The sequence below is a fragment of the Alteromonas oceanisediminis genome, from assembly GCF_018474025.1.
Lineage (GTDB): Bacteria > Pseudomonadota > Gammaproteobacteria > Enterobacterales > Alteromonadaceae > Alteromonas_E > Alteromonas_E oceanisediminis.
Genome location: NZ_JAHCTA010000005.1, coordinates 363,358 through 387,661, shown reverse-complemented (window position 1 = coordinate 387,661; position 24,304 = coordinate 363,358). Strand labels below are relative to the sequence as shown.

Sequence of the window (24,304 nt, the reverse complement as noted above, 5' to 3'; positions counted from 1 at the left end):
TCGTGCGAAACTGCGCTCAGTTTTCTCTTGGAGTGTTAGCGCCATTATGATTGAAATTGTCAGTTTGGATGACCACCCGCTGTTCAGCCTCGGACTAAAAGAAAGCCTGCAGTCTTTATCACAAGATTTTAAGATAACGACACTTAGCCAGCCTCAACGGACTTTAGACTATTTGAAACAGCGTCCTGCCGTCGATTTATTAATACTGGACGTTAGTATGCCGGAAATTGACGGCATCTCATTCATGCACGCCATGTTGAATCGGAGTATCAATACTCCCGTTGTCATCATGTCTGCAGTCGAAGATCTCACGGTTTTTCAGTCCGCATTGTCACTAGGCGCAATGGGTATCATTCCTAAGTCTCTGCCTGTTGAGAGTATTGCAGACTTGATACGCCGAGCGTGTCAAGGTGAAGTAGTGATTCCTGAACGGCTAAAGCGCTCGTTGATGCGCGTCTCTAAATTTGCGCAAGACTCAACGGAGTCAGTATTGAGTAAACGTCAGCTTGAGATCTTGAAGATGGTTCAAGCAGGACTTAGCAATAGCGGTATCGCATCTGTATTGTTCATCAGCGAAGTGACCGTTAAATCGCATCTTCAAAACATTTTTAGAATATTGGGCGCTAAAAATAGAGTCGACTGTGTTCGCAAGGCTGAGAACTTAAACATATTGACGAAATTTTATTAACAAATATCCGACTTCTGTAGTTGGCGCTGCAGTGCACTGCGCAGATGACCTGCTTTGATGGGTTTATGAACAACCGTAAATCCTCGTTGAATAACCTCGTCAAGTCGTTCCGGTGCGGTATCGCCACTGAGGATTAATGCCGGTAAATCGGTAACTCCACGCTTTGATCTCACTGCGTCAATCACACACATGCCATTTTCATCATTTTTAAGACGCAGATCCGACAGAATGATATCGAGCTGCTTCGCCTCTGCACCTTGGCTTATAGCGTCACTCATTCCTTTACATTGCAACACATTCATTCCCCACACCTCCAACAGGGAAACCAAACTTTCTAACACAGACATATTGTCATCGACTACCAGCGCCGTCTTGCCATTCAACTGCCAAGCCATGACCGCTTGCTCGGAAACCGCTTGAGTGGGTTGGGGTTCACAGGCAGTCAACGTAAGTTCAAAGCGTGCACCTTGACCTGCAGCGGATGTCAATTTTAGTGAAATCTTCAGTTTCTCGGCAATTAACTTTACGATGGATAAACCAAGACCAAACCCCTTGTCTTCATTTCGCAAGCCAGAACCGACCTGATAGAACGGTTCAAAAACTAGATTTTGCTCGGTGACATCTATCCCTGCGCCCGTATCGGCTACGGTCACAACGACCTGATTTTGCGCATTGGTTGACGCAATCAATGACACACTGCCTTGGTCAGTGTAATGAACGGCGTTATCAAGCAAGTTGGCAAGAAGACGCTCTAGTAATAAGCCATCCGTTTTTACCCAAAGATTGTTTGCACTGACTGACAGCGCTAGACCTTTGCGTGCGGCCAACGCCTCAAACGTTTGATTTAATCGCACGAAAATTTCTGTTAGGTCGACTGACTCGACTTCAGCTTCAATCGATTGTGTATTGAGCTTCGAAACATCCAGTATCTGGTTTAACAACTCGTTCAACGCGTAGGAGCTCTGTTTAAGTTGAGAAATCAAGCGCTCTCGGTCGATTTCTTTATCACTTTGCTCCAGCGCTGAAATAAATAAGCTGAGCGCTTGTGTGGGTTGGCGCAAATCGTGGCTTGCTGCGGCAATGAACTGATTTGTGGAATGGGCAAGCACCTCGTTTTTTTTGCGCAAAGCGAGGTTTTCTAAATTGTTTTGGTAGTTCATCTGCACCATACGCGTCAAGTAGATCCCAAATGCCAGAAAAACACCAGCTAAGGTGAAAGACTGATCGGGCGTACCTAAAAGAAATGAGATGATGAAACACCCCATGAAAGGGATGAGGTAAGCAAAGAAATATCGATACCATAGCGAGCCTAAGACGGTAGCGCCCACTCCAATGCCAAGATTCACGGCTATGAGAAACACGGATTCTTGCGGGTACTGACTAAAATCCAGAACAAATGCTGCACTACCCCACAATAGCGAACTACAAACCACCAAGAACAACGTTGCTTTTTCAATCCACCCCGTCATAAGCGCAGACCCTTGGCTTTTAACATACCAGCTCATCAGTAACTTGCGCAGCAGAAGAATAATCGCGTGGGTCAAGGCCCAAATGAGTACTAAGTCAGTCGCTACAGAGTCGTATATGACTGACACAGTAACGGCAACGAACAATACCTGCATAAGTAGCGTGGGATCGTAGACTTTAACTACCTGCTTTGCTTGTTCCTGCTTTACAAATTGACTGATGATCGGGCTCTGATCATCTAAAACTATAGACTTCATAGGGAATAACGCGATGCCGTTGTTGCTGCAACTCTACCATTCTCGCAAGTGGAGTGCGCAAAAAGTTCGGAACTGCTACTAAAGGCGCAAATAATCTGTACGAAATTGCTTGGGTTTTACCATCAGAAAAACCAATAAGGAGTATGCTATGAAGAAATTATCTGCAGCGCTGTTTGTCAGTATCGTTGTCTCAATACCATCACAGTTAGTCGAGGCGGCCCCCTCGATTAATGAGATGCAAACTTGTCAAGGATTGCTCGACTATCTTTACGAAAAAACGCAATCCACCAATTTGATTTATGCACCTAGCGATAAGGAGATAATAGCGAAAGGACTTCAGCAGTATGACGATTTCATTCAAGAAACGTTTATCACACCAGGCCTTCAATCATTCGTGGAATCGACCGATACACAAGTGAGCACGCTACAAGCTCAGATTGATGACTACAAGGTATCGCTTGTTGAGCAGTTACGTTTGCAATATGCGGAAGAAAAGTTCGTAATGAATGAGGTCGTTTCGCTAAATAATTGCACTAAAAAAGCGGTGCCTAGTGGAAATGCGCTAGGTGATTTGAAGCAAGCAATGGAAAGGATGATAGCGTTGGTTAAACAACCTTCTTAGGCGGAGTATTAAAGTACGGCACGCTTGGTCGCAGTGCCGTCATATCATGATATTTTGCTAGGGTCGAAAAGCCTTGAGCTCATCAATCAAAACTTGCGCAGCATCACTGTTTCGAGCTTGTAATGCATTTAATTCTGCCATCATTCCCTGATACTCCATCGCAATTTTTGGGGTCACTTGTGCCAGCGCCTGCGCGGTTTCCATATCACCTTGATCAGCACTGTTGAGCGCCTTCATCGCGCTAGCATATTGTTGTCCAATCTCCGCAAAATCAGCTTCCAATTTTTGCGCATCTGGCACTGAATTAACCGAGGCCAGCATAGACTTTGCTTGACTGATATTACCCAGTGCAGCTTCAGCAGCTTTCACCGATTCGTCAGATGCACCGCCGCTGCAGGCTGCTAATACTGCTGATAACGCGATAATCGCTATGTATTTCATTTGATTGTCCTTAGCAAAAAGTAGTTCGTATAAAATTTTTCGGTCAGTAAAGTGAAGAATAGAGACCTCAACGATACTTTTTACATTAGGGCACGGAACCAAGCTGCCCTGCGGTTTATTTACTACTTTTGTATGATTGTGAACAACAAACGAGCGACGTCGTGCGGACCATGTGAATTCTGGTTAATGCCCGACTTGATGTCTTCCGTGCTCTCTGGATTTGACTAATTATAGGAGAAACAAATGTTAGGTTCGTTCATGATCAAACTGAAGATACTGCTGGCTCAGATATGAAAGAATTGTAGCCTTATTTGTACGAGCAAGATGTCGCATTGGGTTACGCAATGTCTCTGTGAAGCCGCGTTTCACAAAACGCGATAAGCGCCAATTTTTACAGAATTGGCTTTAATTTGGGTGACTTACGCCAACTAAAGCTGATACTTAACTGACACAAAGCCAGTTGTACGGGGCACCTGAGATTCAGCCAAGGATTCGAAACCGCTATCAGGTTTGTAGCGCGCGAATGCGGCAGACAACTCCCATTTAATTGAAGCTCTGTAGGCCAGTTCGACATTTAATTCTTTGCCAACGTCCAGCTTGTGGTCTGCCGATTGATATTGATGAATTTTAGCTCGCCACCTAAGCTTGCCACTCCGTCCACGGTACATAATGAATGTGTCGGCAATACCCTCTGGCTTATTGTACTGAGCGAAGATATCGGCCCATCCATTAAACTGATGATTAGATCCCAATGAATGAACAAAACCAAAACCATTGTCTTGACCAATATTTTCGTAGCCTAACTCAAAGCGATGACTTTTGTGTTGTGCGCTAACGTTGATAGCAATATAGGTTGCTTGATAATCCCAAGAACTGTCGTAAGCATCGGTTTGTATAGCGGTTTCTACACGATAATCGTAACGGATGGTGTCGGGTTTCAGTCGACCAGTTGCCACTACACCCAAGGTATGACTCGAAAAGCCGTTAAATGTTTGGTTATCCAACGAATACAAAAATCCAGCGATTTTTAGTGAATTATTTATCTCAAATGCAACATCAAAAAGGTGAGAGTTGTGTTTATGGACGCCCTGCTCAATGGCGGGTCTTGTGGAGAAATCATCAAATCGTATGTCGTCAGTTTGCAATTGCGCATCGGCATCACGACCAAAAATACGATTGACTTGGTTAATGTAGGTATAGCGTATCTTGAGCCCATTTAACCAAGACTGCTTGTAGAGCAGTGCATCGAACGTTTGCTCATTCTGCCAAAAGCTATTTCCGCCCAAATGACGTTCGTTGTCGACGCTAAGCTGCTGCCGTCCCAACGTGATATCAGCCCCCCAATGCAGTTGATAGCTCAACCATAGCTGGTTTAAATCGACACCTTGTGGATCGGGGATAAATGCCGCATCGCGGCGCACAACACCATCACTGTAGTTGCCTCTATTAAAAGCATACACATAATCGGTTTGAATCATTCCCGTCAATGATGGCGTTACGTTACTGGTTGCCGTTAAACGAAGCATCAAGGTGTGAGCTTGTGCATCCCCCTGCAGTGAGTCGTTAACGTTCTGAAAGCGCCATCGCGCACTGGGGTCGACAGTGATGTTATCGACCACCCCATTCGCCAAACCGGGAAGCGCAATAACACTGCAAAGTAAAAAACATGCCTTTGACATCGTCACGCTTCCCACGCACTCAACCTAACGCATAGCCCTTCGGCAACAACCTCACCTAGTGGCTCTCCTAACGGTGAACCACCCAACTCTTCAACAGTGACAAGCAAGGTTGCACTGTCTTTTATCAATCTCCATTCCGCATTGTTCAAAGGTCTTATTATGCTCGTATCAGCAGCACTAATAAGCCCCAGACTGCGTGTTTGTGCATCGGTTTTCGACGTAACCCACAACTCGTAAGAGACATCATTCTCGATCTGTGGCAGGTTGACTAAGTCAAGCACCAACCCCTGCCCTTCGCCGTAGGTGGCTGCTACGATTGCGGCATTGTTTTGCGCGTCAGTCATTACCGCAACGTAACTCAACGCTGGGCGCTGCTCTTCCGACGGCATGATAAATAGAGCTAGCAACGCCACAAAGAGCACACTTGCGGCCATACTTAAAAATGGTCCGATGTTTTTTTGTCTTACACTCGGTTTTGGCTTAAGTGGTTCTATATTGGACTCTTCACTGGTGATTTCAGCGGCCAATGAACGCCAAATTTTGGGGTCTGGTGCAATAGTTGGCGCAGCATCGTGAAGAGGTTGCAATAACATTTGTTGCTTTTCAATCTCTTGTTTGAGCGCTTGATATTCGGGAAGTCTTACAAGCGAATCCGCTCTTGCTCGCGCTCTTGGCGTTAAGTGACCAAGTGTATATCGCAATGCAATATGCTCAATCACATCGGGGTTCATGTAGCGTTTTATTGGGTTAAGCATTGCTGCAAATTCCTTACGCCTCGGTGTAGCCAAGACTTTACTGTATTCACAGATGTGGTGAATATATGCGCAATATCTTCACGGCTGTACCCGTATAGATATGCAAAAATCACTGCGTCTTTTTGATCACCTGAAAGTTGCGAAAGGCATGTTTGCATACCAAGTGACAACGTCGCCGTGTTTGTATTCTCTTTTTGCCAATGCAGCGTATTTTCTAATTCAAGATACTCTTCATCGGACAATCTGTTGAACCTTCCTTCCAACCGTCGACCTTGCTTTCTCAGCAAGTCTAACGCACGAAACTTTACAATACTGCTCATCCAGGTCATGGGCTCCGATTTGTGCTCTTGGTACTCATCGGCGTTTTTCCAAATTTGCATAAACGCATCGTGTAGCACCTCATTGGCTTTTTCAGCATCGCGTACCATTAACCGGGCAATACCATTTAGTTTTGGCGCGCACTGTTGATAAAGTTTGGCGAAAGCTATTTGATCGTCAAGCGCTACACGTTGAAGCAAATTTATTAAATCAGTCATTTCCATCAAAAGAATTACAGTGTTGTAGAGCACAGACTAATTCTGGTTAGTCTGTGCTTAATTCGAATGTTAAATATACTCTATTGAAGTCATATCTAGTTAGGTATGGCAACAAAGAAGTTGTTCACATCATGTCCATTTGCGTCGCCTGGCTGCTCGTCATTGGCAAAGAAGTAAAGAGGCATTCCACGATAGGTCCATTGATAACGAGTCTCTCCGTCGTCAGTAATGCGTGAGATCACACCATAATCGCCATATGCCTGAACCATACTTTCCGCATAAAGAGGAGGCCAAACATTTGCACAGTTACCCGTGCAGCTTGATTCACCAGAATTTGGCACGTCGTTCTCAAAGATATATAACGTAAAACCTTCCAAAGTATCGCCATCTGGCTGCGCACCTGCGATATCTAAACGATGTGCAACGAAACCAGCGCCGATGTCTTCAAACTGTGAAAGTCGCATTGGTGCTGGACGAGCTACCCACCACACATCGCCTGCCGATTCGCCAAACTGGTCACCTGCAACTTCATCAGGAGTGAAGAAATATAGGGGTTTGTAGTTTAATGCCCACTGATAATAGCCATCATCACGTTGGAATATTGAAAACGGTGCTGTGGCTTCATCATTTTCTGTGGCTAGAAGTGCCGGCCAGTTTGCTGCGCAACCGGACGATGTGCAGTTACTGCTCAGTGCCTCGTCATTATCGAAGTTATAAAGCTGAAAACCTGTTTTGTCGGAAGTCTGCACAAAGAACTCGCCATTATCATCTACTTGCAGTGTGTTCACACGTCCATGCACCGACAACGTCGCACCCAGTGGTGAGTCAATTTGATTGAAGTCAGTGGTAGATGGTGGTACCAAAAACCATACGTCACCCGCGCCTTGACCGTTAGTTTCATCTGGCGCAGAATCGCCACTAAAGAAGTATAAAGGCTGTGACTGATAGGCCCACTGCATGTAACCGTCACTGCGCTCGATAATAGAAAACTGACCCACAGCTTGATCGTGCCCAGTCGCTAAAAATGCTGGCCAACTTTCTGCGCAGCCTCCTGTGCAATTGGATACACCAGGCTCATCATTCGCAAAGGTATACAATGAGAACTGATCTTTGTCGGCAGATGTCGACACTAGATCACCGTTGTCATCTGGCGCCAGAATTTGAACGCGTCCTGTGGCCGTAAGCCATTGATTGTCATTGATAGGACGTTGAATAGCAGGAGCTTGAGTCGCCAAAAACCAAACATCCCCTGCTCCTTGACCATTGGTATCACCGGGTTCGTTGTCGTTGCCAAACAAATAAAGCGGTTTACCCCTGAACGTCCATTGCGTCACACCGCTTTCTTGTGTGATCACATCAAACAAGCCTGAAGGTTTGGCGCCATTATCTGCTAAAACAGGTGGCCACGCGTTGAGACATGCGCCATCACCTAGCGTCAAACAGGTAGCAGTATCCAGTGGATCATTGTCAAAGGTGTAAAGACTAAAGCCGTTTTTCTCTAAACGCGCCAGTTCAATTTCTCCGGCTGGATTCGATGCTGACAGTACGTGTCCATATGCAGAAAGTTCAGCACTATCGCTGTTTTCGAAACGAATGATCGGTGAAGGACGGGCAAGATCAAAAACATCTCCAGCTCCATCACCAAAAACATCACCTTGCGCTGAGTCTTCGGCGAACTGATAAACAGGATAACCGTTGTAAGCCCACTGATAAGTACCGTCAGCTCGCTCAATTTGCGTAAATGAAGGCGTGAACGCTGCCCCTTCTCCAACCAATAATGGTGGCCAGCGCCCTGCACAACTCTCACGGTCGGTTGATGCGCCTGCTGGCGCGCCTTCATCGGCGTTACAGTTGGAAGCACCGGCGTCATCATTAGCAAAAAAGTACAGAGAAAGTCCTTCTGCTGAAACAAAAACGTTTCCAACATCAGCCAATAGCACCGCTTCTGGCGTCTCTGATTGAATAGGAAAATTTTCTGCAACAGGGTCTGGCGCAGGTGCAGGTGCGGCGACAGGATCATCAATTACATCATATCCGTCATCATTGTCAGAACCACAGGCGGTTAGCACAGCGATACTTATAAGAGGAAAAAGCGTTCGTTTGAAAGTCATAGTGAGTCTCGTTTTATTTGATTCACTGTGACTTACGCCAACTTTTTTTAGGGGTTGCAGGAAACGCGTATTTTTTTAAATTTTATTTCCAATCGTCTGCATTGCCGTCATGCACGATAACAATGCCATCCTGTTCGTCAAAGAAATCGTAAAGCTCATCAGGCATAGGATTCTGCTTTACGTCAAGGAAAGTAAGTGCACTCAATCCATCGATTGATAGGTCTTCAAGTTGATTGTCAAAAAGGTAAGCAGATTCCAGGGCTTGCAAATTGCTAAGATCTAATTCCGTGATTTTATTTTGCATCAAACGCAGTTTAGTGAGCGCTGAAAGCCCATTTAAACTGACAGTCTCAAGTTGGTTGTCAAAAGCGAACAAGTTTTCTAAATGGCTCAAACCTTCAACATTAAGTATCGATAAGCGGTTTTTTGCCAGATTTAAAGTGGTGAGTTGGCTAAGTTCCCGTAAATCAGCGTGTTCAATGTGATTATTGAAAAGCGACAATGTGCTTAAATTTGGGAGCAACGCTATCCCTTCAAGGGATTCGACACCTTCGGAGTGGCATTTAAGACGTTTAACGTCGCTTAGCGCACTTCCCTCGTCCAGTGCTCGGGAGATACATGCGCGTAAAGCATCGTCTTTTATGTTATTTAATGAATCGTCATTATTAGCGTTTGCTGGAATTGCCCAGTATATCAACGCGATTAACAAAAAGCCGATTGCCGGTTTACCCATCACTTCCACCCTCAACAAAAAACATTAAACATAGCCGTGCACTATCACCTTAAATCTTATAAAAAACAAGGTCATGTGACGCCAACACCTTGTATAGACCAACTCATCAAGAGAGTTAATTGACCAGTTTCTAAAGTGCAAACCAAAGATAAATGGATTCCCATTTCCTTGGTATCCATAGCCCAGACTTGTTTCTTTGCCAAATAGTATAATTGCCGTCACTACGCTTAAGTCATTTTGACTAAACTGTTCATCGAGCGAAGCTGTAAGATATCTGATTCTTAAGTCCGAGTTTGCGCACAGGCGTTCAACTTCCAAATCAACGCTTATCTCGCTTGTGAATGACTGTAATTTACTTTTGCAGTTTAATAAACGTTATAGTCAAAGAAGATGTGACAATGGGGTGTGTTTGCAGTTGCCAACTGTTTTCGCCCATTTTATTCATAAAGACCTATTCTGATTTGACGGACGAATCTAAGCAGCATCGCTAGACAATTTAAGGAAAGATCGAGAAAAACGTAAGACTATAAAAACCAGTACTGAAATCTAACCGATGTTTTATCTGACAGGTAACAGGAGCCCCAGCGGAGCCGTTCAACCAGTGTAATGTTGCTGATAAAGCCAGCCAAACTAACTGTCCAAGGTGTGCGGATTGATCTGCGACGAACTAGGGCAATTACCCTACGTTTGCTCTCAAAACATTGTAAGGGCCGCTCACATCTACCGGCTGCGACAATGCGATTTTAGTTCACATCGAGATTCCTGAGCTCAGAGGTTCAGAAGTCTTGAGGGAACGCTAAAGCTCAGGACCCGGCTTGACCTTCTGATTGCTGCTACCACCCGTTAGGGAGATGCGCATGGCTGTTTCTACGTCTATGTCGAGCGGTGTGATCTGGTCGCGATCGATGTACAGGGTGTATCCCCCTATCTGGTAACTTAATGGAACATACACGCCGATTTTATTGGCGTCTTTGAAGATTGACTTAGCGCCTTCGTCGTTGGTGATAAAACCAATCAAGTGGATTGCGTCGGTAACTCTAACTGACACGACGCTCTTCATTTCCTGCTCTTTTCCGACTTTGATCAGATTCACCGCGTCGTGGATCGTGCCATAGACCGTTTTTACGAGCGGAATACGCTCTAACAAACCATTTCCCCATGCGATCAGCAGTTGCAGAATATAGGCGTTAACTAACAGCCCGACAATAATCAGCGCCAGCAGTGTAATCAATACGCCTAAGCCCGGAAAATATAGGGTATGTGGAATAAAGGGGAGTACACTTTCCTCGATCGTGGTCACTAGCCAAATGATCACAAACAGCGTGAGTGAAATGGGGAGTAATGCCAATAATCCCTTCGCAACCGTTAAACCTAATTTTTGAAGCATGATGTGTCCTTAACAGTGGAATATCTGCCAATGGCAATAAGTGTACCCTATATACAAAAAAACCCGATTCGCACTGGCGATATCGGGCTTATTAACCGGTCCAAAATCTTAGCCTTTTTCGACCTGGCTAAACTCTAGATCAACTGGCGTTGAGCGACCAAAGATAAGCACGGAAACCTTCACGCGGCTCTTCTCATAGTCAACTTCTTCAACCACACCATTGAAGTCCGCAAAGGGACCATCAGTAACCCGAACCACTTCGCCCGGTTCGAACAACGTTTTCGGTTTTGGCTTGTCGACCGACTCTTCCAAACGATTTAAAATGTTGTCCGCTTCGCGCTGAGTGATAGGCATAGGCCGGTCAGACGTACCACCAATAAAGCCTAGTACTCTGGGTACACTCTTAACCAAGTGCCAAGACTGCTCGTTCATGGCCATTTCAACTAACACATAACCTGGATAGAATTTACGCTCAGATTTGCGTTTCTGGCCCGCTCGCATTTCAACCACTTCTTCGGTAGGAACCAGAATTTGGCCAAAATGCTCTTCCATGTTGTGCATTTTGATATACTCTTCGAGCGTTTTCTTAACCCGGCCTTCATACTGCGAAAACGCTTGAACGACATACCATCTTTTTGTATCCGACATACTTAAGCTCCTATGCCCGTGATCCAGCCAACGACGCGAACGATAATACCGTCAAGACCCCAAAGAATGAGTGCCATAACTACCGTTGCTGCGATAACGATAAGCGTGGTTTGCGTCGCTTCTTGACGTGATGGCCAAACCACTTTTCTCACTTCTGTACGTGATTCCTTCGCATAAGTAATGAATGCACTACCCTTGGTTGTCGACGCGGCAATGAAACCGGCAATAACAACACCCACAACCGCACCTAAAGCGCGATACAGTACCGAGTAGTCTTCATACATATAATTGGCGGTGATCACACCTGCAAGTAGCGCAAATACAATCAACCACTTGAGCATATCAACCGCACCCGATGAATTTTCTACTTTCTCACTCATGACTTATTTGTCCTAAACGACAGCAACTTCATGTTGCTGAGCTGATGCACTGCACCAACATCATCAATCTGGCAGGGGTGGAGGGACTCGAACCCCCAACCATCGGTTTTGGAGACCGCTGTTCTACCAATTCGAACTACACCCCTATTGTATAGTGACCGCGCAGGCGAACACCGTTTAATAGTTACACTTACCTTGTGAAGTCTCTAGATTGTTTGAATCTGGGGGCATCGCAAGGAAGGGAGCAGCATTATACTTATTCCACTTTTGGATACAAGTCACAATTCGCTTACCACCTGTCAGTACAGGCTATTCAACACCGATAAATCCGCCGGTTTGATGCGCCCATAGCTTGGCGTAGATACCATCTTTACGAATAAGCTCAGCGTGTGTACCTGACTCAACAATTTCGCCTTTATCCAGTACCAGTAACCGATCCATCTGCGCGATTGTTGATAAACGATGCGCAATTGCCAGTACTGTTTTGTTTTCCATCATCCGATTGAGGCACTGCTGAATCGCCACTTCAACCTCTGAATCCAATGCTGACGTTGCTTCATCAAGAATTAAAATAGGCGCATCTTTTAACATCACTCGCGCAATCGCCACGCGTTGCCGCTGGCCACCGGACAATTTAACACCACGTTCACCCACATGAGCATCGTAACCGGTACGATCGTTGGGGTCGGTCAATTGTTGAATAAACTCATGTGCCTCGGCGTTTTTAGCCGCGGTTAACATGGCTTCCTCGCCGGCGTCATTTCGACCATATACGATGTTTTCACGTACCGAACGATGTAGCAATGAGGTGTCTTGCGTAACCATACTGATTTTAGCGCGCAAGCTTTCCTGATCGATGTCGCGAATATCAACGCCATCTATTTTGATGGCCCCTTTCTGCACATCGTAAAACCGTAACAGCAAATTAACCAGTGTTGACTTACCTGCGCCGGAACGCCCCACTAAACCAATTTTTTCTCCCGCTTTAATGGTCAGGTTTAAGTTATCAAATACCGGCAAACGCGAAATTTTGGCGGACTCACTAGACTCTTCATAGGCAAAGCCGACCTGTTCGAAAACCACTTCGCCGCCGCTCACGTTGAGGGCTTGGGCATTCGCTTTGTCTTGCACAGCGATGGGACGTGAAAGGGTATTAATACCGTCTTGCACAGTGCCGATATTTTCGAACAGTGATGACACTTCCCACATGATCCAGTGCGAAATGCCATTTAATCTTAAGCATAAACCCACAGCAATCGCGATATCACCCGGAGTTGCTATTTGTTGCAACCACAGATAAACAGACAACCCGCCCATAACGAATATCAAGCACCCGTTGAGCATTTCAACGCAACCCACCAGCACGGTGACCAAACGCATTTGCGGATGCACCGTATCCAGAAAGCCTTGCATTGCTTCTTTCGCGTAGCTCGACTCTCGCTGACTGTGTGAAAACAGTTTAACGGTCATCATGTTAGTGTATGAATCGACAATTCTACCCGTCATCATGGAACGTGCATCGGCTTGATGCTCGGATATCTGTTTCAGTCGCGGCAGAATGAAACGCAAAATGGTGATGTATAAACCCAGCCAGACCAACAAGGGAATACTCAGCCGCCAATCAACGGCAAAGACTAAAAACACCACGCTGAAAAAATAAACGGCCACATACACCATGAGGTCCAGTAACTTCATCACCGTTTCGCGCACCGCCAGTGCAGTTTGCATCACTTTCGTTGCCACACGTCCCGCAAATTCGTTTTGAAAAAAGCTCAGGCTCTGGCCAAGTAAATAACGATGGGCAAGCCAGCGGATCCGCATGGGATAATTTCCCATCAAAGACTGATGCTTTAACAGGGAGTGCACGATAATCAGCCCAGGTATAATTACTAACACAACCGCGCCGTAGAGGATTAGCGTGGATTGTTCTTCAGCCAGAAATGTCTCTCTGTCACGCGTTGAAAGCCAATCTACCAACTGGCCCATAAAACCGAATAGCGCCACTTCTAAACTTGCAATCACAGCACTGAACAGTGACACCATGAAGATAACCGGCCACATGCCTTTGGTGTAATAACGACAGAAAGCCCAAACCGATTTAGGCGGCTGTGTAGGCGCCTCGTCGGGGAACGCTTTGGTTAAGCGCTCGAAAAATGAAAACATGAAAACCCTTGAAGAAATTTATTCAGTAAAACCTAACGAACGCAATGCCTTTGACACCGTTGCTTCATGCTGTGCCTGCCAATCATCAAGTGACAGGCTTGCGTCTTTAAGCGCTCTCGCAGACGCGATTTTGATAGCATTCGCGACATCTGCTGCTGGGATCACGGCGATACCTTCTTCATCGGCAACGATAAAGTCGCCCCGATGGATTGCCACACCGCCGCACTCAATTGTCTCGCCGAGCGTGCCGAGTTGTTTTTTCACACCGGGTTTAGGCATAACATTGCGCGCAAACACGGGAAACGCCATGGTCCTTATCTCGGCTAGATCACGAATACTCCCGTCAATGATGAACCCTGTCACCCCGCGACGTTGCGCAATGGCGCACACATTTCCACCCGCCATAGCAGATGCGCCGCCTTTAGCGACAATAATGTCACCGGCATGCGCTCGGTAAACGGCGGCATGAAACATAAGGTGATCATTGTCGAAACATTCAACCGTAAACGCACGGCCCACTATGCGAGGCATTTTCGCCCATAAACCGGCAATAGCGGGATCAACGAATTGCTCAAACGGCAGTGCGTCGGCCAAATCACACGGCGACAGCACAGAAAGCTGTTGATAAAGGTTGTCTAGGGTCGGTTCGATTGCCATGCGCTCTCCCTTATTGGCTAAACTTGGTGACTAGCATGATTAGCCAGTAGCCACAAATGCCAAGTTGGATCAGAAACAACACGAAACGCACCTGAATCGCCAAGTTAGCCGTTGACACCATGTGCACTATGGATTGCCCAAGACGAGCAGCCAACACGATCAATGCTAAGCCATCGGTGATCACGGTACTGCCGGTCGCAATCGCGAATAACAATGTTCCACCGACAAACACGAAGCTCTCAGCGCAATTGGCTTGTGCCCGGGTGATACGGTGGCCAAGATCCGGTACGTCAGAGCCATCATTAGCAAACTTTAATGATGAACGTTTCTGCGACGAAATCAGCACGGTTCGATAGCCCGCGAGCACAATTAATAACAACATGGTCCAAGCGATATAACCCGCTAAGGCAAAATAAGTAGGTGACATAAAATATCCTCAGTAGTCGCTTACGCGAAAAAACTAATAAGACTGTAACGCATTAAGTTTGCGAGCGCGAAACCGTTTGCCTTTTATTTTTCCATCTCGAAAAAGCCCTAATGCCCGTTTCACACTGCGCGCTTTTATCGCTAAGTAGCTATGGGTGGACGTGATTTTTATTTTACCTATATCTTCTACAGGTATTTTTGCGTCCTGAGTTAGTGCGCCCAGCAAATCACCCGGTCGCAGTTTGTCTTTTTTACCACCAGCAACACTGATGCAGGCCATATCGGGCTGCACAATCCGATTGGCATGGAAACGCAGCGCCTGCCCCCCTGATTTTTCTAACACGATCTGTAGCTGCTCTTCGATTCTCGCGGCGCGGATTTCCTCATCGTCGCTCATTAACGATATCGCCATCCCTTTTTTTCCTGCCCGGCCAGTTCGACCAATACGATGGATGTGGGTGTCGGCATCGTCACTCAGACGATAATTAATGACCAACGGCACATCCTCAATGTCTAACCCACGTGCCGCAACATCAGTAGCAACCAGGGTTAGCGCACTGCCTGCCGTAAATTGAGCCAACATTTCTGTTCGCTCGCGTTGCTCTAAATCACCGTGCAAGGCAACTACCGAGAACCCCGCCGCGTTGAGTTCAGAAGCAACCTGCTGTGTTTCTTTTTTCGTGATGCAAAACACGATGGCGCTGGACGGTTGCTGGTCAGTTAACACAGCACACAGGGTTGGCAGGCGTTGTGCTTCATCAACACGGTAAACGCGCTGCCGAATATGACTAAACGACTCTGTTTTGTTGACGGTGATACGCTCTGCGTCCGTCACAACCGAAGCGACGATACTTTCAACACTGGGCGGAAAGGTCGCGGAAAACAGTAGTGTCTGCTTCGCTCTTGGCAACGCACGATTAATCACCTTAAGTTCGTCCTCAAATCCCATATCAAGCATCCGATCCGCTTCATCCAACACAAAGTGATGCACGCTGCTCAGTATCAATCGCCCTTTCATGATGTGATCGACGACTCGGCCCGGAGTGCCCACAATCACGTTCGCCCCGTGCGCCAGCGAGGAAATTTGCGGCGGCACCGGCACGCCACCACACAACAGTAATACCTTGGTGTTCGCGATATTTTTCGCCACCGTGCGAATTTGCTCAGCCACTTGCTCAGCCAACTCTCGTGTAGGGCAAAGCACCAACGCTGAAGGCTTGGTCAGGCTGCTATCCAAGTTATTGAGGAGCGTCAGCGCGAACGCCAACGTTTTTCCTGAACCCGTTTGTGCCTGAGCGACAATGTCACGTCCTGTTAAGCTGTGCGGTAACGATTGCATTTGAACCGGCGTTGCCTTATCAAAACCAAGGGACACAAGCCCTTCACGCAAATCATCTCGAAGCGGCAGTGAAGAAAACGAAAAATCAGTGGTATTAGTCATCGGTTGTTTGTTGCCATAAATTAATGACGCCCTCGTGCTGATGCATCGGCGGCATCTCGCGTTGGGCAAAAGTAGCCAGCCAGTTATCAGCAAGCTGGTGATATTCATTTGAACGCTTAAAGGTGTTTGCCGCTCGCGTTAGATTGCGTACCAACTCTGGCGACGTTCCCTTTCGTGAAACCGCCAGATAGGTTTCGGTAATGTCGGTGGTGAACACACGCTTCACATCAGCGCAGTCTGCCGCTAGCCGTTTGCACAACAGAAACAATCCACTTTCGGAGGAATAGAAATAGTCTGACTGCCCCTGCATAAAACTAAGAAATGCCTGTTCCGTCGTTTCCGATGGATGCGCGGTTAAGCCAGCCTGAACGACCTGACGCTCACGAAAATCGCCAGCCAGCACAGCAACACTGGTTTGAGAAGGTAACTCTTTAAGGCTTTGTATGCGCTTTTGCGATACCTCGTTTGACGACCATCGACCAAACAATGAATAGGCGTTGGCTGAGATGGGCGAAATCCAGTAAAAGTCATCCTCACGCTCAGGGGTACGTGCAATGGAAAACACCAACACATCGGACTTCATCTGGCTTTCAATCAATATACGTTGCCACGGTGCAGCCAAGATAGTCTGCGGCAAACCTGCTTCGGTCAAAATACCTTTCACCAGTTCTGCCGCATAGCCGGTGACTGTGCCGCGTTCATCGCGTTCACTAAAGCCAGGTTCGAGACTCGTTAGCACCCACAGCGACCGCTCTGCATTGGCTTTTTCATCGATTCGCCCCATGCTCACGACACCGTCTCTCACTTCCACATGATCGGCGACTTGCTGTAATGCAGGTATCCAGCGCTGAGTTAATGCCTCAAACTCACGAGATAATACATAGCGTTGAGCGGCTTTACCCAACGCAATCGCGTGTGCGCGATTGCCTTCAACCTTTGGCATGACCAGATAACTAAACAGCACATTGTGCGTATAAATTTTTTGTAGCGAATCACACGCCAGATTGGCGGTTCGACAGGTCAGGCCGATACCCAAGTCGGACAGAAAAACCGCATCAACGCGGTCTTTAAGCACCGCTTTCACCGCTTGCGTCCACGTGTTCACTTCTAAAACATAAGGTACATTCAATGTGTTAAGGATCTCAACGCGATAATCCCCGCGCAACACGGCAACGGAGCGGAGCTGACTCAGTTGCTCTTGAGTGAGATTAGGGTCGATGCGCCCCGATTTTGCAAACAGACCAATCACGTTCGCCGTCATCGGCGCAATCCAAAAAAATTGGTCCTCTCTTTCAGGTATGCGACCCACCCCAGTGGCAACGGCTGCGGGTCCGAGCGACATTTCTCGCATCAAACGTGCAAAGGGAAGCTGAACGATATCGGCGTTATAACCGGCGGATTTTAGTATGCCCTGTGCAAACTCAATTGAATACCCGGCAGGTTCACCGTTGGCTAACTGTTCACTGAACACCGGCAATATGCTGGAGTAAACGCCAAGCGTTTGTGCTTCTGGCGTGCTCTTCTCGGCTGCATCAAGTTTGCCAGCAACGCTGCACAACAAAACCCAAACGCATATCCAGTGAACGAGTATTTTCAAGGAATAATTTACTCCGAAACCAACTGCCAGTTAACCGCAGTACCCGCCATAAACGGTACGATGTCATTGCCATTCGGCAGTTTAATTTTAGTCGGTATTTCCCACGGCGTCCGCTTTAATGTGATTGTGCCAGCATTGCGCGGTAAGCCGTAGAAATCGGCACCGTGAAAACTGGCAAAACCTTCCAGTTTGTCAAGCGCACCCAAATCTTCAAAAACCTGCGCGTACAACTCAATCGCACTCCACGCGCTGTAACAACCCGCACAACCGCACGCACTCTCTTTGTTATGCTTTTCATGCGGTGCGGAGTCGGTGCCGAGAAAGAACTTCTCTGCACCTGACTTCACTGCCGCGCGCAGTGCCTGCTGATGCGTATTACGCTTAAGTACAGGCAAACAGTAATTGTGAGGACGAATCCCCCCCACCAGCAAGTCATTCCGATTGAGCAGTAAATGTTGAGGCGTAATGGTGGCTGCAACAAAGCGCGACGATTGTTGAACAAAATCAACCGCATCCGCGGTCGTAATATGCTCAAAGACAACTTTAAGCTCAGGAAAGTCGCGCACGATATCGTTTAGGTGTCGGTCGATGAACGATTTCTCGCGGTCAAAGATATCAATGTCGTGATCGGTAACTTCGCCGTGGATGAGCAACAAAACCCCTTGCTTCTGCATCTCTTCAAACACTGGGTACAGCGAGCGAATGCCTTTAACCGCTGCGTCGGAATTGGTGGTAGCACCCGCTGGGTACAATTTACACGCCACGATCCCTGCCTGCTTTGCCTCGATAATATCACTGGGTAGCGTGGCATTGGTTAAGTACAAAGTGACCAGCGGCTCAAAGCCTGTATGTGGGCCAGCGGCTTTGAGGATCCGGCGGCGATACTCCAGTGCCATCTCGGTGTTAGTCACAGGAGGAACCAAATTAGGCATGGCAATCGCGCGTCGAAAGCAGCGCGCCGTGGCAGGAACGGTTTCCTGTAACATATCACCATCGCGAAAATGTAAGTGCCAATCGTCAGGGGTGGTTATCGTGAGTGAGTCAATGGTAGCCATGATGTTTATCGTTACTGCTTAAAGAATGTGCGTATTATGCCTTAAACGTTAGCAGCTGGCAGCAAAAGCGCTTAGTTTCATAAAATTAACGCTATTGCAGGAAAGGTTTAACCGGTAACATGGGTCAAATAATAACAATCAACACGCCCTAGCCTACAAATCCTACGCAGTCACCATGTCTAAATCGATCAGCCTCAACAATTTAAGCCCAGCCAGTTCAAGCAATGTGGTTGTGCGCACCTGTTTGCGTGTGTTGGATTGGCTGTTAGGGATTAGAAAAATGGATCGCCTGTATCAATCGCATCGGATGCAGGGCTTAAGTAAAGAGCAGTTTGCCGATTCGTTGATCAAGCTACTCGATATTCGTGTCGAAGGTGAAGCCGAACTGTTAGACAAGATCCCACGGCAAGGCCCTGTTGTTTTGGCCAGCAATCACCCCTTCGGCGGTATAGAAGGAGTGATCTTAGCGCGGGCGATTAGCCGCGTCAGGCCTGATTTAAAAGTGCTGGCAAATCAAGGTCTACGGCTGTTCACTGAACTGCAAGATTACTTTATTTTTACCAATCCGCTGAAAGAAAAAGACCCGCGCAACGGCCCTTCGCTTCGACAATGTTTGCAGCATGTCAAACAAGGCAAGGCGCTGCTCATGTTTCCAGCCGGTCGTGTGAGCTATTATCAAGCGGATAAGAAAAGGGTCAGTGAACACACATGGAATAGGGTGATTGCCCGGTTGTGTCACTCGCCCGACTGCCTTTTTGTGCCGATTTTCGTCAGCGGTCGAAACAGCGCGTTGTTCTATCGTCTCGGACGTATTTATTATCGCTTACGCATGCTAATGCTAGCCAGAGAACTGCTGAATAAACGCGGTGCAACTGTGAGGCTGGACGCCGGTTTCGCCGTCAAGGGGCATCTAGTAGACAGCCCGGAACATTGCCGAGCACTCAGTTACGCCCAGGCTGCCCATTGGCAACAACCATGGCCGCCAGATACCGTCGGTGAACTTAACCCCCTTGCTGAGCCAACTCATGTGGGATCAATTGAAACTGAGTTGGCGCAATTGCCTGTGGAGCAGCGGCTCCACCAGCACAAGCATTTTTCCATCTACTACGCTTGGCAGCATCAAGCGCCGAATACGGTGAGAGAAATCGCCCGACTGCGAGAGTACGTGTTTCGCCAACACAATGAAGGCTCCGGTGAGCCACTGGATACTGATCGTTTTGACGCATCTTACACGCACTTATTCGTGTTTGATGAACTAGAGCGGGAAATCGTAGGTGCTTATAGGATGGGGCAAACAGACCGCTTATTGGCTGAGGCGAATGGCGACCTCAACGCGTTGTATTTAAACCGCATGTTTGAATTCGACCCAACCTTTGTCAATCGTCGCGAGCCCGCGCTTGAAATGGGTCGCTCTTTTCTCATTCCTCGGTTGCAGCGTTCACACATTGGATTATTTTTGCTGTGGCGCGGTATCGGCGCATTCGTGTGTCAATTTCCGCAATATAGAACCCTGTACGGCACGGTATCGATCAGTAAATTATACGATATGCGCAGTGTTGCCCTGATAGAAAAAGCACACGTGACACCGTCGGCCGATGCCCGTCCTCGGCATGCGTTAAACAAGGCCGTTCACGCCGAAGTGGCTGAGTTTTATGCGCATACGTCACCAGTGACGACATTATCATCGTTCCTTCGCTCACTGGAGTCGGACGGAAAAGATATCCCGGTATTGATGCGTCAGTATCTTAAGATGGGCGCGACTTTTCACTGTTTGGGCATTGACCCCAGCTTCAATCACACGCCGGGCATGTTGTTGAGCGTTGACTTACCCAAGGCTCCCGAAAAACTCAAGCGACTCTATTTGGGAGAGGGAAACCAAGACGACACGAATTGGTCAGGCTGACCTATTCGTGTCGTCGTTGATGGGAGTTATTATCGCTTCAGCACCACGCGGTAGTGTGGCTTCCCATTGCGTAAGGTATCTAATGCTTCGTTAACCTGATCAAACGAAAAATACTCCACCTTGGGCGAGATTTTATGGTGAGCCGCAAAATTCAGCATCGTCTTGATGGTCGCAGGGCTGCCCACGGGCGATGCTGAAATAGAACGCTGCCCCATGATCAGGGGGAATACATTCACATCCAGCGGTTCTAGGGTCGCTCCGACAAAATGGAGCCTGCCTTTCGGTGCTAAGGTTTCAATATAGGCATTCCAATCCAACTTCACGTTCACCGTGGATAAGATAAAATCAAACCGCCCTTGCGCCGCTTCGAGTTCGTCAGGATCGTTGCTGACTAAAATGTTATCAGCGCCCAAGTCGCGTAGTTCTTTTTCAGCGCTCTTATCGCGCGTGAATGCGGTAACCTCACATCCCCAGGCATTTAAAAATTGCAATGCAATGTGGCCCAAGCCACCAATTCCGATCACACCCACTTTGGAGGTTGGTTTGATACCGAATTGAACCAGAGGGTTAAATACGGTAATACCACCGCACATCATCGGCCCCACAGCATCTGGCTCAAGTTCATCCGGGATGGGTACAACCGCAGTCGCTTGTGCACGAACTTGCTCAGCAAATCCGCCATGACGCCCGCCAATAGTCATGCTTGCCGAAGAACACAGGTTATGATCACCAGACTCACAGGTATGACACGTATTGCAGTAGCCAGAATGCCATCCTAACCCAACACGCTGACCTTGCTTCAATGACGACACGTTTTCACCAACCGCGCTGATCCTCCCGACCACTTCATGCCCAGGAACGAAGGGATATTCAGTGAAACCCCAGTCATTATCGAGCATGCTTAAATCACTGTGGCAGATCCCACAGGATTCCACATCAATTTCTACTTCATCGGGATTCAACTCACCGGGGTCATATTCAAACGACTCTAATTTGGCGCCTGCGGATTTGGCTGCATAGGCTTTGATCATCTGTCTTTCCTTATATCGATACTTTTTTGTCGTTCCATTGTGAATAAACTGCATAATAGAAACAATAGGACATTTTGAAACTCAACGTTTCCATATTAGAAACGGTAAAATAGGATATCGATCGCCTATGAATCTTGTGAAAAATCTGGACATGACTTTGCTTCATCATTTCGTCGTGACCGCAGAGCTGCTGAGCTTTACACGCGCCAGTCAGACGCTCCAAATCACTAAATCAAAACTGAGCAAAGACATTCGCCGACTTGAAGACACATTGGATACGCAGCTACTTGAACGGTCATCACGTGTCGTAAGACTGACTGAAAGCGGCACGATTTTATTCACACGCGCTCAGTTTTTACTGGACGAATGCCAGCACTTGCTCAGTGATATGACTTCTCTGAATCACAGCGTGTCGGGTACATTGCGGCTGGCGGCGTCGCCCGCACTGGGCCGCTTGATCAGTCAGCAGTTGCTGCCCGATTTTATCCGCCGCTGGCCCGATGTTGATGTGGTATTAAAACTTTCTTATGAATACGAGAACCTGTTTCAGGAAGGATTAGATTTAGCCTTTCGTATTGGCAAAAATACCGACCACAATTTAATTCAAAAACGACTCGGCTATTCGCATCGCGTGATTGTCGCCGCACCGGCCTATCTTGAACGTCAGAATGTTCCCCGTACGGTTCAGGCGCTCACTCAGCATCGCAGTGTTGAGCTTTTTCAGCGCACCAACGTGAATTGGTTGTTGGAAACAAAAACCGGCGTTGAGTCGGTCAACGTTCCACCTATCCTGCGCTGCGAAGATTTTGTGTCAGTCATCAATGCTGTGCTAGCCGGCGTGGGCATTGCACAAGTGCCGTGGTTCGTTGCGAGAGAGCATATTCAATCGGGCCACTTAAGCCAAGTACTGCCCGACTTAAACAGCCCATCACTGCCCATCTATGCCGTCTACCGCCAAGGGCTAAATAAGCCGAAAAAAGTCAGCGAATTTATTCAACACATCACACATCACGAGTCGATGTTCAATCTCACGCAATAAACAACAAGGTCGCTAAACGTGTTCAGAAAGGTGCGTCAACGTTGCGGGTGCAAAACCAAAATAGTCCGGCACTGGCTGGCCTTGTAAGGAACGGATGATGCTAATCAGCGAGAAGTGGTGAATAGCATGGCTCGACGCAAACACAATTTCCCGCGCCAGCGTCGACTCACACGTTGCATTGACGGTGTCTGACAATGATATCTCACTGCGAACTTCAAATTTCCCCGCCAAGTCAGTGGGTTCTAGCGCGCGCAGCCAGCGCTGGATAGCTTCCAACGTGTCGACAGTGGCACTGATGGAGACTTCAATATTCGCGTTTCGATTTCGCTGATTGTAGTCGATAACACCCGTTAACAAACCGTTCTCTATGGCCAGAAAATGATCAATAACGTGGCGCAAATGTTTGCCGATTGAGCCGGATAGATGCGGGTGCATCACCCTCTGAAAGTCGTCAGTAGAAACATCATTTAGTAAATCAATGGCTTGTTGCAACACTTCTATGTGGCTTTGTAGCATAAAACGCCTTTCGTTTTGGGTCATCATTCTCACAACATATGAAAATGTGCTGAACCGTATTTTTAGACTATCAGAATTAGATGACCCGCTAAATGGGTGTTTTCTTTCCTAACGGCTTTGCTCGTGTTCAACCCAAATCAACTGATCGGTGTTATAGCCTTTCTGCTGCGCATACGCGACCAATTCACTGATCGTCGCTTCAGAGATAGCGGGGCTGCGTGCCAGGATCCATAGGTAATCCCTGTCTGGCCCGGTTACCAACGCATACTGATAGTCTTGCTGGTCAAGTTTCATGATCACATAGCTGGCGTAAAACGGACCAAAAAAAGACACTTTTAAATGCCCGGTATTGGCATCATCAACGAAATAGGCTTTTCCCTGCGCCTCATCCCATTCATCTTTCTCAGCTGAAAATCCGCGGTTGACGACATTCACGCCACCATCATCGCGCACGGTGTAAGTGGCAGTGACATGACTCAGTCCACGCTCAAAGCGATGATCAAAACGAGCCACCTCGTACCATGTGCCAAGGTAGCGTTGCAGATCAAACGGGGAAACCGGTTTAACCCCCTCTGGCACTGAGGTGCAGCCCTGTAACAGCAAGCCGAGCAGTGGCAGAAACAGTAGCCTGATATCTAATTTCATGCGGTAAAAAATCATTAACGACTCCTTTACAATCGTATTCAATACGCGGGTGAGCAGAAAAATGTTTAAGCTGATAAGCTTTGCGACTGAGATGCATATTCAATAGTCATTTGAATTCACTAGCCTG

At 47.4% G+C, this 24,304-nt stretch carries 23 protein-coding genes and 1 tRNA gene; 4 read left to right on the top strand and 20 right to left on the bottom strand.

Annotation, left to right across the window (positions count from 1 at the left end):
* Positions 1–46: 46 nt before the first annotated feature.
* A complete protein-coding gene (locus KIU71_RS11300) occupies positions 47–688 on the top strand; it encodes a response regulator (protein ID WP_214131374.1) in 642 nt (213 codons plus the stop codon).
* Here KIU71_RS11300 and KIU71_RS11295 read toward each other — a convergent pair.
* Positions 685–2,412, bottom strand: a complete 1,728-nt coding sequence (locus tag KIU71_RS11295) for an ATP-binding response regulator (protein ID WP_214131373.1) — start codon at positions 2,410–2,412, stop codon at positions 685–687. The genes KIU71_RS11300 and KIU71_RS11295 overlap by 4 nt on opposite strands.
* A 148-nt stretch (positions 2,413–2,560) precedes the next feature.
* On the opposite strand from KIU71_RS11295, the gene KIU71_RS11290 reads away from it, so the two are divergent.
* Positions 2,561–3,034 carry a hypothetical protein gene (locus KIU71_RS11290; RefSeq protein ID WP_214131372.1) on the top strand — a complete coding sequence of 158 codons (474 nt, stop codon included), beginning with the start codon at positions 2,561–2,563 and terminating at the stop codon, positions 3,032–3,034.
* A gap of 57 nt (positions 3,035–3,091) precedes the next feature.
* On the opposite strand, the gene KIU71_RS11285 is transcribed toward KIU71_RS11290, so the two are convergent.
* From KIU71_RS11285 to pyrC, 16 genes are all read right to left on the bottom strand, one after another.
* A complete protein-coding gene (locus tag KIU71_RS11285) occupies positions 3,092–3,475 on the bottom strand; it encodes a hypothetical protein (protein WP_214131371.1) in 384 nt (127 codons plus the stop codon).
* Between the two features lie 428 nt (positions 3,476–3,903).
* Positions 3,904–5,154 (bottom strand): hypothetical protein, encoded by a 1,251-nt coding sequence (locus KIU71_RS11280; RefSeq protein WP_214131370.1) that lies wholly within the window; start codon positions 5,152–5,154, stop codon positions 3,904–3,906.
* 2 nt (positions 5,155–5,156) lie between these two features.
* A complete protein-coding gene (locus KIU71_RS11275; RefSeq protein WP_214131369.1) occupies positions 5,157–5,909 on the bottom strand; it encodes an anti-sigma factor in 753 nt (250 codons plus the stop codon).
* Positions 5,894–6,445, bottom strand: coding sequence for an RNA polymerase sigma factor (locus KIU71_RS11270; RefSeq protein WP_214131368.1), 552 nt, complete (start codon positions 6,443–6,445; stop codon positions 5,894–5,896). The genes KIU71_RS11275 and KIU71_RS11270 overlap by 16 nt, the downstream gene beginning before the upstream one ends.
* Positions 6,446–6,540: 95 nt before the next feature.
* Positions 6,541–8,556 carry a hypothetical protein gene (locus KIU71_RS11265; protein ID WP_214131367.1) on the bottom strand — a complete coding sequence of 672 codons (2,016 nt, stop codon included), beginning with the start codon at positions 8,554–8,556 and terminating at the stop codon, positions 6,541–6,543.
* Positions 8,557–8,638: 82 nt separating this feature from the next.
* Entirely contained in the window at positions 8,639–9,289 is a 651-nt protein-coding gene (locus KIU71_RS11260) for a hypothetical protein (protein ID WP_214131366.1), read from the bottom strand.
* A 796-nt stretch (positions 9,290–10,085) separates the two neighbouring features.
* A complete protein-coding gene (locus KIU71_RS11255; RefSeq protein WP_214131365.1) occupies positions 10,086–10,676 on the bottom strand; it encodes a DUF502 domain-containing protein in 591 nt (196 codons plus the stop codon).
* 108 nt (positions 10,677–10,784) lie between these two features.
* Positions 10,785–11,324 carry a transcription termination/antitermination protein NusG gene (gene nusG, locus KIU71_RS11250; RefSeq protein WP_214131364.1) on the bottom strand — a complete coding sequence of 180 codons (540 nt, stop codon included), beginning with the start codon at positions 11,322–11,324 and terminating at the stop codon, positions 10,785–10,787.
* A gap of 2 nt (positions 11,325–11,326) precedes the next feature.
* A complete protein-coding gene (secE, locus tag KIU71_RS11245; protein WP_214131363.1) occupies positions 11,327–11,704 on the bottom strand; it encodes a preprotein translocase subunit SecE in 378 nt (125 codons plus the stop codon).
* 69 nt (positions 11,705–11,773) lie between these two features.
* A tRNA-Trp gene (locus KIU71_RS11240) sits at positions 11,774–11,850 on the bottom strand.
* 163 nt (positions 11,851–12,013) lie between these two features.
* A complete protein-coding gene (locus tag KIU71_RS11235; RefSeq protein ID WP_214131362.1) occupies positions 12,014–13,867 on the bottom strand; it encodes an ABC transporter ATP-binding protein in 1,854 nt (617 codons plus the stop codon).
* Between the two features lie 18 nt (positions 13,868–13,885).
* Positions 13,886–14,524, bottom strand: a complete 639-nt coding sequence (locus KIU71_RS11230; protein WP_214131361.1) for an RraA family protein — start codon at positions 14,522–14,524, stop codon at positions 13,886–13,888.
* A 10-nt stretch (positions 14,525–14,534) separates the two neighbouring features.
* A complete protein-coding gene (locus KIU71_RS11225; RefSeq protein ID WP_214131360.1) occupies positions 14,535–14,951 on the bottom strand; it encodes an MAPEG family protein in 417 nt (138 codons plus the stop codon).
* A 33-nt stretch (positions 14,952–14,984) separates the two neighbouring features.
* Positions 14,985–16,391, bottom strand: coding sequence for an ATP-dependent RNA helicase DbpA (gene dbpA / locus KIU71_RS11220; protein WP_214131359.1), 1,407 nt, complete (start codon positions 16,389–16,391; stop codon positions 14,985–14,987).
* Positions 16,384–17,988, bottom strand: a complete 1,605-nt coding sequence (locus KIU71_RS11215; RefSeq protein ID WP_214131358.1) for a substrate-binding periplasmic protein — start codon at positions 17,986–17,988, stop codon at positions 16,384–16,386. The genes dbpA and KIU71_RS11215 overlap by 8 nt, the downstream gene beginning before the upstream one ends.
* 8 nt (positions 17,989–17,996) lie before the next feature.
* Positions 17,997–19,034: a dihydroorotase gene (gene pyrC / locus KIU71_RS11210; protein ID WP_214131412.1), complete on the bottom strand. Its 1,038-nt coding sequence runs from the start codon at positions 19,032–19,034 to the stop codon at positions 17,997–17,999.
* A 184-nt stretch (positions 19,035–19,218) separates the two neighbouring features.
* Here pyrC and KIU71_RS11205 point away from each other — a divergent pair, with 184 nt between their 5' ends.
* Entirely contained in the window at positions 19,219–20,946 is a 1,728-nt protein-coding gene (locus KIU71_RS11205; protein ID WP_214131357.1) for a lysophospholipid acyltransferase family protein, read from the top strand.
* A 29-nt stretch (positions 20,947–20,975) separates the two neighbouring features.
* Here the strand turns inward: KIU71_RS11205 and ahr are convergent, their stop codons facing one another.
* Positions 20,976–21,977, bottom strand: coding sequence for an NADPH-dependent aldehyde reductase Ahr (ahr, locus tag KIU71_RS11200; RefSeq protein WP_214131356.1), 1,002 nt, complete (start codon positions 21,975–21,977; stop codon positions 20,976–20,978).
* A gap of 127 nt (positions 21,978–22,104) precedes the next feature.
* Between ahr and KIU71_RS11195 the strand changes: the two genes are divergently transcribed.
* Positions 22,105–23,016 (top strand): LysR family transcriptional regulator, encoded by a 912-nt coding sequence (locus KIU71_RS11195; protein WP_214131355.1) that lies wholly within the window; start codon positions 22,105–22,107, stop codon positions 23,014–23,016.
* Positions 23,017–23,028: 12 nt separating this feature from the next.
* Here KIU71_RS11195 and KIU71_RS11190 read toward each other — a convergent pair whose 3' ends face one another.
* On the bottom strand, positions 23,029–23,532 hold the full coding sequence (locus KIU71_RS11190; RefSeq protein ID WP_214131354.1) for a DinB family protein: 504 nt from the start codon (positions 23,530–23,532) through the stop codon (positions 23,029–23,031).
* Between the two features lie 108 nt (positions 23,533–23,640).
* Positions 23,641–24,177 carry a lipocalin family protein gene (locus KIU71_RS11185; protein WP_214131411.1) on the bottom strand — a complete coding sequence of 179 codons (537 nt, stop codon included), beginning with the start codon at positions 24,175–24,177 and terminating at the stop codon, positions 23,641–23,643.
* Between the last annotated feature and the right edge of the window lie 127 nt (positions 24,178–24,304).